Origin of the sequence: Mycobacterium sp. (assembly GCF_019247615.1) — a bacterium.
Lineage (GTDB): Bacteria > Actinomycetota > Actinomycetes > Mycobacteriales > Mycobacteriaceae > Mycobacterium.
On record NZ_JAFBAT010000314.1, the window covers coordinates 44372 to 53998 of the forward strand.

Consider the following 9627-nt stretch of genomic DNA (forward strand, 5'->3'; position numbering starts at 1 on the left):
GCCGTGGCCGCACACGCGGAGCCGCCCCTAACACGGCGGCCGGCCAGCAAACAGGGCGACACGCCGAGCCGGGTCGACCAAATCCGCGTGACCTGGGCCTACGGTGTGAACGTGCTGGATCTGGAACCGCGAGGCCCGCTACCTACAGAGATCTATTGGCGGCGGAGAGGCTTGGCCGTCGGTGTTGCGGTCGTGGTGATCGGTGTAGCGGTCGCCACGGTCATCGCCATCATGGGCCACACCGCGGCTGCCAAACCCGTCAACGCCGACAAACCCAACTCCGCTCAGAGCAAGCCGGTCGCGCCGGCGCCGCAGCCGCCGCCACCGGCGGGTCCGGAAGGTGTCACCCCGGTGGCGCCACCGCAGGGGCAGAACCCCGAGACGCCCACACCCACCGCCGCGGTGCAGCCGCCGCCGGTGCTGAAGGAAGGCGACGACTGCCCGGATTCGACGCTGGCCGTCAAGGGCCTGACCAATGCGCCCCAGTACTTCATCGGCGACCAGCCGAAGTTCACCATGGTCGTCACCAACATCGGGCTGGTTTCCTGCAAGCGCGACGTCGGGGCGGCGGTGCTCGCCGCCTACGTGTACTCGCTGGACGGCAAGCGGCTGTGGTCCAACCTGGACTGCGCGCCGTCCAACGAGACCCTGATCAAGACCTTCACGCCGGGTGAGCAGGTGACCACGGCCGTGACCTGGACGGGGATGGGGTCGGCGCCGCACTGCCCGCTGCCGCGGCCGGCGATCGGGCCGGGCACCTACAACCTCGTCGTACAGCTGGGCAACCTGCGGTCCCAGCCGCTCCCGTTCGTTCTGAACCAGCCGCCACCAGCTCCGGGACCGGTGCCGGGCCAGCAGGCGCTCGCGCCGCCACCGGAGGCCCCGCCGGTCGCCTCGCCCACCACCCCGACGGGTTAGCCGCCACCTAGCTCAGCGGGTCCGCGATGGTCGACTCCGCCAGTTGCGAGAGCCCCTCGCGCACGTGGCGCGCCCACATCGCGCCGATGCCGTCCACCGATTGCAGATCGCTGGCGCTGGCCGCCAACAGGCCCTGCAGCGTTCCGAACGCCCGGACCAGCAGATCGGCGTGGGCGAACTGCAGCCGGGGGATACCGGCCAGCGCGCGATAGCCGCGCGGGCTCAGCGCCGAATCCTGCGCCTCCGACGTCGTCGGGTATCCGAAAACCTTTGCCAGCGAAGTGAAGTCGAGCAGCTCGGTATCGGACAGGCTGTCCAGCTCGTCCAGGGTGGCGGTCAGTTGCGCTTCGGACGACGGCTCCGGGCTGGCGTGGTAGTCGCGCACGATCAGCTCTCGGGCGGTGTCATTGCCGCCCAGCAGCTCCTCGAGCTGCAGCCGTAACTGCCGCCCGTCCGTGCCCAGTTCGACGCAGTCATAGTCGATGACCAGCCCGATCCGACGGACCAACTCGAGCCGCTGCACCACGGTCATCACGTCGCGCAGGGTGACGAAGTCCTCGATCTCCGCACGGGACAGTTGCCTGCTGACCTCGTCGAGCCGGGTTTTGTACCGCTCCAAGGTGGCGATGGCCTGATTGGCCCGCGACAGGATGGTCGCCGAATCGGCCACCACATGGCGCTCGCCGGCGACGTAGACGGTGACGATGTTCATGGAGTGGCTGACCGAGATCACCGGGTAGCCGGTCTGGATCGCGGCCCGCTCGGCGGAGCGGTGTCGGGTGCCCGATTCGTCGGTGGGTATCGACGGATCGGGCACCAACTGCACGTTGGCCCGGACGATGCGGCTGCCGTCGGTGGACAGGATGACGGCGCCGTCCATCTTCGAGAGCTCACGCAGCCGGGTGGGTGCGTACCGGACGTCGAGGGCGAAGCCGCCGTCGCAGATGGCCTCGACGTTCTCGTCGTTGCCGAGCACGATCAAGGCGCCGGTGCGGCCGCGCAGGATGCGCTCCAGGCCATCCCGCAGCCCAGTGCCCGGCGCCAGCCGGGCGACGGTCTCCCGCAGGGTCGGACGTGTCACAGCGTGTCATTCTGAGCCCAGTTGTGCTACCCGTCCAGCCGCGGGGGCTCGGCAGCACCGTCCCCGCAGTGGTCGGCGATGTCGATCATGTGCTCCAGGGCGGCGACGATGGTGGGCGCGCTGAGCACGCGCATGCCCGCCGGCACCATCTCCGGCCGGCGGTCGCTGCCGGCTGGGATCAGTGCGAGGTTGAACCCCTGCCGCGCGGCTTCGGCCAACCGCCGCTCCATGCCGCTGACCCGGCGCAGGTCGCCGGCCAGCCCGACTTCGCCGATCATGACCGCGGTGGTGGGCAGTGGCAGGTTGGCGTATGCCGACGCCAGCGCTATCGCGACGGCGAGATCCGAGGACGGATCGGTCAACCGCATGCCGCCAACCGTCGACAGGTAAACATCGTTGACAGCGACGGCCAGCCTGGCGTGCTTTTCCAGCACGGCGGTGATCATCGCGGCCCGGGCCTGGTCGATGCCGCTGACGGCCCGGCGCGGTGAACCGCCGGACGGGGTCGCCAGCAGCGCCTGGACCTCGCCGATCAGGGGCCGCTTCCCGTCCAGCGTCACGGTGATCGCGGTACCGGCAACCGGCGCGGGCCGTTGGTCGAGGAAGAGGTGCGACGGGTCGGTGACGTCCTCGATCCCGTTGTCGTGCAGCATGAAACACCCCACTTCGTCGGCCGCGCCGAAGCGGTTCTTCAGACCGCGGACCATCCGCACCGAACCGTTGCGGTCTCCCTCGAAATGAAGCACCACGTCGACCAGGTGCTCCAGCGAGCGCGGTCCGGCGATGGCCCCGTCCTTGGTGACGTGGCCGACGAGGATCAGGGCGACATCCTGCGCCTTCGCGGCCGCGGTCAGTGCGGCGGTGACGGCGCGCACCTGCGTGACACCGCCGGCGACACCGTCGGCCTCGGTGGTCGACAGCGTCTGCACCGAGTCCACGATGACCAGCGCCGGCCGCAGCGCCGCCATGTGGTCCAGCACGGTGTGCAGGTCCGATTCGACGGCCAGATAAACGTCGTCTCCGCCGCAGCCAGTCCGGTCGGCGCGCAGCCGGATCTGACCCGCGGACTCCTCGCCGGAGACGTACAGTGCCCGCCGGCCGGATCGCGCCCAGCGATGGGCGACCTTGAGTAACAACGTCGACTTACCCACGCCCGGATCGCCCGCCAGCAGCGTCACGGAGCCCGGCACCACGCCGCCCCCGAGCACCCGGTCGAGCTCCCCTACGCCCGTGGAGTGGTGCCGGCTGTGCCCAGGCTCGATGCACGCGAGCGGAACGGCTCGCCGGGCCGGACCGGGAACCTGACCCGAACTACGGCGGGCGCCACCGACTGCGCTGAGGGCCGGCGCCTCGTCGACGGTGCCCCAAGAGCCGCATTCCAGGCAGCGGCCAACCCATTTGGCGCTGACATGTCGGCACTCCGAGCAGCGGTATTGCGTGCGTGCGTTTGCCACTCCGTGAAGGTATCGAGCAGCACCGACAAACCCGTGACGTGACACCGACCTCGTCAGGCCGGCTTGTCAGGCCGGCTGGGGCCCCAGTCCCGCCGAGACGGGGACGGCCACGGTGGCCTGCCCGGCCTTCTCGAAATTGAACGTGCAGTTGTAGGTGAGGCCGTTCGTGATGGGCTTGCTCAACGCGACGGTCGCCCTGACGGCATTGCCGGAGCCGACCGGCCCCGGCGCCACCTTCGGGCCCTCGGGCGTCCCGATGAACAGCATCCCGGCGACGGGCAGTCGACCATCGCCTTCCACCGTCACCGTGCCGATGTCACTGGTGATGCCCACGAGCCTGTCGGGGGTGTCGGGCGACTGGTTGATGGCGACCGCTACCAGGTCCACCGACCGGCCCGGCTGGATGAAGTCGCCGGTCTGCACGGCTTGCATCCGGATGTCGCGCACCGCGACGTTGTTGATCGTGACGAGATTGCCGTTGACGGCGGGTTCCTGGGTGGCCATCTGGGAGAGCTGACCTGCGCCGCAACCGCTCAGCAGCGCCGCGACCAACGCGACCAGGCCGGCGAGCGCGACCCGTACGGTCGGGGCGGAACCTCGGACGGGGAGGCCGATCTTGAAGCGGTTCACTCGATGCCTCCTGCTCGGCTCGCGCCGTGATGACCACCGGCCCGGTGATTCGACTTTGCGACTGTGCACACGCAACTATGCACACCCAACTATGCAGAGTAGTAGGAAGGTCCATCCAGCGGTAGCGCAGGGCGCCAGACCAGCATGGGAGGGCTCGAGTGGGGTGCCCGTGGGCGCCGATCACGACGTTGGTAAGGTATGCGCTTGCATGTCTTGCTCCGCCTGTCAACCCCTAATCTGCCCGTGTTGTGCCCCTGACCTGCGAAGTTGTTCCGCACACCTGGGGCCCCCGTGCTAGACTGAAGCAACGAAAGGGGCTCGAATCAGATGATCTTCAAGGTCGGCGACACCGTTGTATACCCACACCACGGTGCTGCGTTAGTCGAGGCGATCGAAACCCGGACCATCAAAGGGGAACAAAAAGAGTATCTCGTCTTGAAAGTGGCGCAGGGCGACCTGACGGTTCGAGTACCCGCGGATAACGCCGAATACGTCGGTGTTCGCGACGTCGTCGGCCAGGAAGGCCTCGACAAGGTTTTCCAGGTGTTGCGCGCCCCGCACACCGAGGAGCCGACGAACTGGTCCCGCCGTTACAAGGCCAACCTGGAAAAGCTCGCCTCCGGCGATGTCAACAAGGTGGCCGAGGTGGTGCGCGATCTGTGGCGCCGCGACCAGGAACGCGGGTTGTCCGCCGGCGAGAAGCGCATGCTGGCCAAGGCGCGGCAGATTCTCGTCGGTGAGCTGGCGCTGGCCGAAAGCACCGACGACGCCAAGGCGGAGACCATCCTCGACGAGGTTTTGGCCGCCGCTTCCTGAACAGCCCTGAGGCTTCGTTGGTCGAGGGTGGTCGGGGAAGCTCTGGCACGGTAGCCGCGGTTGTCCCCGCCGCGGGATCGGGCACGCGGCTGGCCGCCGGAATTCCGAAGGCTTTCTGTGAACTGGATGGGCGCACCCTGCTGGAGTGGGCCGTCTGCGGGCTGCTGGAATCGGGCATTATCGATCACGTCGTGGTGGCGGTCCCCGCCGACCGCGTCGACGAGGCCAAGCGGGTCCTGAGCGACCGTGCGACGGTCGTCGCCGGCGGTGCCGACCGGCCCGAATCGGTCAGCCGGGCCCTGGCGGCCCTTCCCGAAAACCCCGACTTCGTGCTGGTGCACGATGCCGCGCGAGCGCTGACGCCGCCGGGGCTGATCGTGCGCGTGGTCGACGCGTTGCGGGCCGGCCACGCCGCCGTGGTGCCCGCGCTGCCGCTGTCTGACACCATCAAGGCCGTGGATGCCAACGGGGTGGTCCTGGGCACGCCGGAACGGGCCGCGCTGCGAGCGGTGCAGACCCCGCAAGGCTTTGCCACCGACCTGCTGGTGCGCGCCTACCGGCGGGCCGCCGCGGCGGGCTTCACCGACGACGCGTCGCTCGTCGAGCAGCTGGGCGGCCAGGTGCAGGTGGTCGACGGCGACCCGCTCGCGTTCAAGATCACCACCCCGCTGGACCTGCAGCTGGCCCAAGCGATTGTGCGCCGGTGACGCTGCCACGGGTCGGGCTGGGCACCGATGTGCACCCGATCGCACCCGGGCGGCCGTGCTGGCTTGCCGGGCTGCTGTTTTCCGACGCCGACGGCTGCGCCGGTCATTCCGACGGCGATGTGGCGGCGCATGCGCTGTGTGACGCGCTGTTGTCGGCCGCGGGGCTGGGCGACATTGGGACGGTGTTCGGGGTCGACGATCCTCGTTGGGCGGGCGTCAGCGGTGCCGACATGCTGCGCCACGTCGCCGAACTGGTATCCCGGCAGGGCTACCGGATCGGAAACGCCGCCGTGCAGGTGATCGGCAATCGACCTAAGGTCGGCCCCCGCCGCGCGGAGGCGCAGCTGGTGTTGTCCGGTTTGCTCGGTGCGCCGGTATCCGTATCGGCGACGACCACCGACGGCCTCGGCCTCACGGGTCGAGGCGAGGGCCTCGCCGCCATCGCCACCGCGCTGTTGTTCGCCGTCGGGTGAGCCCGCCGGGTGGCCGGGCGGGTGGGAATCAGCAGGTAAGCTGGCACGTCGTGATCGATCGCGCCCGTCTGCGGCTACACGACACGGCCGCCGGCGCCGTGCGTGATTTCGTCCCGCTGCGCGACGGGCACGTCTCCATTTACCTGTGCGGGGCCACCGTCCAGGGCCTGCCCCACATCGGACACGTCCGCAGCGGGGTCGCATTCGACATCCTGCGCCGCTGGTTGATCGCGCGTGGCTACGACGTCGCGTTCATCCGCAACGTCACCGACATCGAGGACAAGATCCTGGCCAAGGCCGCGGCGGCCGGCCGACCGTGGTGGGAGTGGGCGGCCACCTACGAGCGGGCCTTCAGCGCCGCCTACGACGCCCTGGACGTGCTGCCGCCGTCTGCGGAGCCGCGCGCCACGGGGCACATCACCCAGATGGTCGAATTAATGGAACGCCTGATCGAAACCGGCCACGCCTACGCGGCCGCGGGCGACGTCTACTTCGACGTGCTGAGCTACCCGGAGTACGGCCGGCTGTCGGGGCACCGGATCGACGATGTCCATCAGGGCGAGGGTGTGGCCACCGGCAAGCGGGACCAGCGCGACTTCACCCTTTGGAAGGGCGAAAAGCCCGGCGAGCCGTCGTGGCCCTCGCCGTGGGGCCGCGGTCGGCCGGGTTGGCACCTGGAATGCTCGGCGATGGCCCGCACCTACCTTGGTCCAGAGTTCGACATCCATTGCGGCGGAATGGATTTGGTGTTTCCGCACCACGAGAACGAGATCGCGCAGAGCCGCGCCGCCGGGGACGGATTCGCTCGTTACTGGCTGCACAACGGCTGGGTGACCATGGGCGGCGAGAAGATGAGCAAGTCGCTGGGCAACGTGCTGGCCATACCGGCGATGTTGGAGCGGGTGCGCCCGGCCGAACTGCGCTACTACCTCGGCAGCGCGCATTACCGCTCGATGCTGGAGTTCTCGGAGTCCGCGCTGCAGGACGCCGTGAAAGCCTATGTGGGAGTTGAGGAGTTCCTGCACCGGGTGCGCAGCCGGGTCGGTGCCGTCGAGCCCGGGCAGTGTACGCAGAAGTTCGCCGAGGCGCTCGACGACGACCTGGCCGTCCCGATCGCGCTGGCCGAGGTGCACCACGCGCGCGCCGAGGGCAACCGGGCGCTCGACGCCGGTGACCACGAAGGCGCATTGCAGCACGCGGGCGCAATCCGCGCGATGATGGGGATCCTGGGCTGCGACCCGCTCGACGAGCGCTGGGAAACCCGCGACGAGACATCGGCCGCGTTGGCCGCCGTCGACGTGCTGGTGCAGGCGGAGCTGGAAAACCGGGAAAAGGCGCGCCGGGAACGCAATTGGGCGCTGGCCGACGAGATCCGGGATCGGCTCAAGCATGCCGGGATCGAGGTCACCGACACCGCCGACGGACCGCAGTGGACGCTGGGCGGTGACGGCAAGTAGATGGCCGGTAACTCTCGGCGCCGCGGGGCGGTACGCAAACCCGGCACCAAGAAAGTCGCCGGTGTCGGGTCCGGCGGCCAGCGACGTCGCGGGCTCGAGGGGCGGGGTCCCACACCGCCGGCGCACATGCGCCCCAACCACCCCGCCGCCAAGCGTGCCCAGTCGCAATCGCGCCGACCGGCCAAGCGCACCGATGAGGCCGAAACGGTGCTCGGCCGCAATCCCGTGCTGGAGTGTCTGCGTGCGGGTGTCCCGGCCACCGCACTGTATGTAGCGCTGGGCGCCGAGGCCGACGAGCGGCTCACCGAATCCGTTGCCCGCGCGGCCGATTCGGGCATCGCGATCCTGGAGGTGCCGCGCGCCGACCTTGATCGCATGACCGCCAACCACCTGCACCAGGGCATCGCGTTGCAGGTGCCGCCGTACAATTACGCCCACCCCGATGACCTGCTCGCCGCCGCTCTTGATACACCTCCCGCGCTGCTGGTCGCGTTGGACAACATCTCCGATCCCCGCAACCTCGGCGCCATCGTGCGTTCGGTCGCTGCGTTCGGTGGCCACGGCGTGCTGATCCCGCAGCGGCGTTCGGCCTCGGTGACGGCCGTGGCCTGGCGCACCAGTGCGGGCGCCGCCGCCCGCCTGCCGGTGGCGCGGGCCACCAACCTGACTCGGGCGCTGAAGAGTTGGGCCGACCGCGGGCTGCGCGTGGTCGGGTTGGACGCGGGCGGCGACACCGCACTCGACGACGTGGACGGAACGGATCCCTTGGTGGTGGTCGTCGGCTCGGAGGGCAACGGGCTGTCGCGGTTGGTGCGCGAGACTTGTGACGAGGTGGTGGCTATTCCGATGGCGGGTCGAACGGAGTCGCTGAACGCATCGGTGGCCGCCGGGGTGGTGTTGGCCGAAATCGCCCGCCAGCGCAGGCACTAGATGATCGCCCGGCTCGTGGCCGCGCTGCTCACGCCGGCGGTGTTCCTCGCCCCGCCGGCTGGCGCGCAACCGTCGGGTTTCGACCTGCAGGCGCATCGCGGCGGTCGCGGCGAGACGACCGAGGAATCGCTGCGGGCGTTCGCCAAGTCGCTTGAATTGGGCGTCACCACACTGGAACTCGACATCGTGCTGACTAAGGACGCGCATCCCGTGGTGTGGCACGACCCGACGATCCAGGCCGACAAGTGCGCCGACACCGGCCCGGCGTTCGCCGGTGACCCGGCATATCCGTACGTGGGCAAGCTGGTGCACGAGCTCACCCTGGCGCAGGTCGGCACGTTGGATTGCGGAAAGCGGCTCGCCGAGTTTCCCGGCGCGGAAGTGGTGCGGGGCAACAAGATAGCGACGCTGCCCGAAGTGTTTGCGCTCGCCGACTCCTATCACGCCGACGTCCGCTACAACGTCGAAACGAAAGTGGAGGCCGATCACCCGGGCGCTTCGGCAGAACCGCAGGAATTCGTCGACGTGATACTGGCCGCCGTCAGGGCGGCGGCCAAGATTGATCGGGTAGAGATTCAGAGCTTCGACTGGCGAACGCTGCCCATGGTGCACCAAGCCGAGCCGTCGATTCCGTTGGTGGCGTTGTACAACGAGGAGACGTGGGCGCCGGATTCACCGTGGCTGGCCGGCGAAAATGCCGCCGCGATCAACGATCCGATGATCGGGGCGCTGATGGTCGGCGCCACGATCGTCTCGCCCAGGTACCAATTGGTCACCGGCAAACCTTACGTCGACCACGCTCATTCGTTGGGGCTCAGGGTGATTCCATGGACCGTCGACGATGCGGCCGCCATGCGCGAGCAGATCGCCGACGGCGTCGACGGCATCATCACCGACTATCCGACGCTGCTGCGCGGCGTGCTGGCCGAGCTGGGCATGCCGCTGCCGTTTGCGTATCACCGGAACTAGTGCTCGGTCCCCGACCGCGGCGGAGCGTTCGTCACCGCACCGTGGAGGGCCGCGTTTACCGCGTGCCAACGGGTGGGGCCCGGTCGCGCGAGGAGCTGGCGTGCTAGTCATATCCGGATCCGGCGGCTGCGGGTAGCGCCAATGGCTGCGATCGTGTGTCTGCTCGGGCCGGGTTGGGTGCCGAGCAGTCGC

General features: G+C 69.1%; 10 protein-coding genes. 7 read left to right on the forward strand and 3 right to left on the reverse strand.

Annotated features, from left to right (window positions below; all coding sequences use genetic code 11):
* The first annotated feature begins 111 nt into the window (after positions 1-111).
* Complete coding sequence (locus tag JO059_RS22075; protein WP_293322741.1) at positions 112-918, forward strand: hypothetical protein; 807 nt, start codon at positions 112-114, stop codon at positions 916-918.
* 7 nt (positions 919-925) lie between these two features.
* Here JO059_RS22075 and disA read toward each other — a convergent pair whose 3' ends face one another.
* From disA to JO059_RS22090, 3 genes are all read right to left on the reverse strand, one after another.
* A complete protein-coding gene (gene disA / locus JO059_RS22080) occupies positions 926-1999 on the reverse strand; it encodes a DNA integrity scanning diadenylate cyclase DisA (protein WP_293322743.1) in 1074 nt (357 codons plus the stop codon).
* Between the two features lie 26 nt (positions 2000-2025).
* Positions 2026-3453: a DNA repair protein RadA gene (gene radA, locus JO059_RS22085; protein ID WP_293322745.1), complete on the reverse strand. Its 1428-nt coding sequence runs from the start codon at positions 3451-3453 to the stop codon at positions 2026-2028.
* A gap of 66 nt (positions 3454-3519) precedes the next feature.
* Positions 3520-4083 (reverse strand): hypothetical protein, encoded by a 564-nt coding sequence (locus JO059_RS22090; RefSeq protein ID WP_293322747.1) that lies wholly within the window; start codon positions 4081-4083, stop codon positions 3520-3522.
* A gap of 327 nt (positions 4084-4410) precedes the next feature.
* Between JO059_RS22090 and carD the strand changes: the two genes are divergently transcribed.
* The 6 genes from carD to JO059_RS22120 are packed head-to-tail and all read left to right on the forward strand — an operon-like array spanning position 4411 to position 9435.
* Positions 4411-4899 (forward strand): RNA polymerase-binding transcription factor CarD, encoded by a 489-nt coding sequence (gene carD / locus JO059_RS22095; RefSeq protein ID WP_007166539.1) that lies wholly within the window; start codon positions 4411-4413, stop codon positions 4897-4899.
* Between the two features lie 17 nt (positions 4900-4916).
* Entirely contained in the window at positions 4917-5606 is a 690-nt protein-coding gene (gene ispD / locus JO059_RS22100; RefSeq protein ID WP_293322749.1) for a 2-C-methyl-D-erythritol 4-phosphate cytidylyltransferase, read from the forward strand.
* Positions 5603-6079 carry a 2-C-methyl-D-erythritol 2,4-cyclodiphosphate synthase gene (ispF, locus tag JO059_RS22105; protein ID WP_293322751.1) on the forward strand — a complete coding sequence of 159 codons (477 nt, stop codon included), beginning with the start codon at positions 5603-5605 and terminating at the stop codon, positions 6077-6079. The genes ispD and ispF overlap by 4 nt, the downstream gene beginning before the upstream one ends.
* A 50-nt stretch (positions 6080-6129) precedes the next feature.
* Positions 6130-7536 (forward strand): cysteine--tRNA ligase, encoded by a 1407-nt coding sequence (gene cysS / locus JO059_RS22110; RefSeq protein ID WP_293322753.1) that lies wholly within the window; start codon positions 6130-6132, stop codon positions 7534-7536.
* Positions 7537-8466, forward strand: coding sequence for a 23S rRNA (guanosine(2251)-2'-O)-methyltransferase RlmB (rlmB, locus tag JO059_RS22115; RefSeq protein ID WP_293322755.1), 930 nt, complete (start codon positions 7537-7539; stop codon positions 8464-8466).
* Positions 8467-9435, forward strand: coding sequence for a glycerophosphodiester phosphodiesterase (locus JO059_RS22120; RefSeq protein ID WP_293322757.1), 969 nt, complete (start codon positions 8467-8469; stop codon positions 9433-9435).
* Positions 9436-9627: the final 192 nt, after the last annotated feature.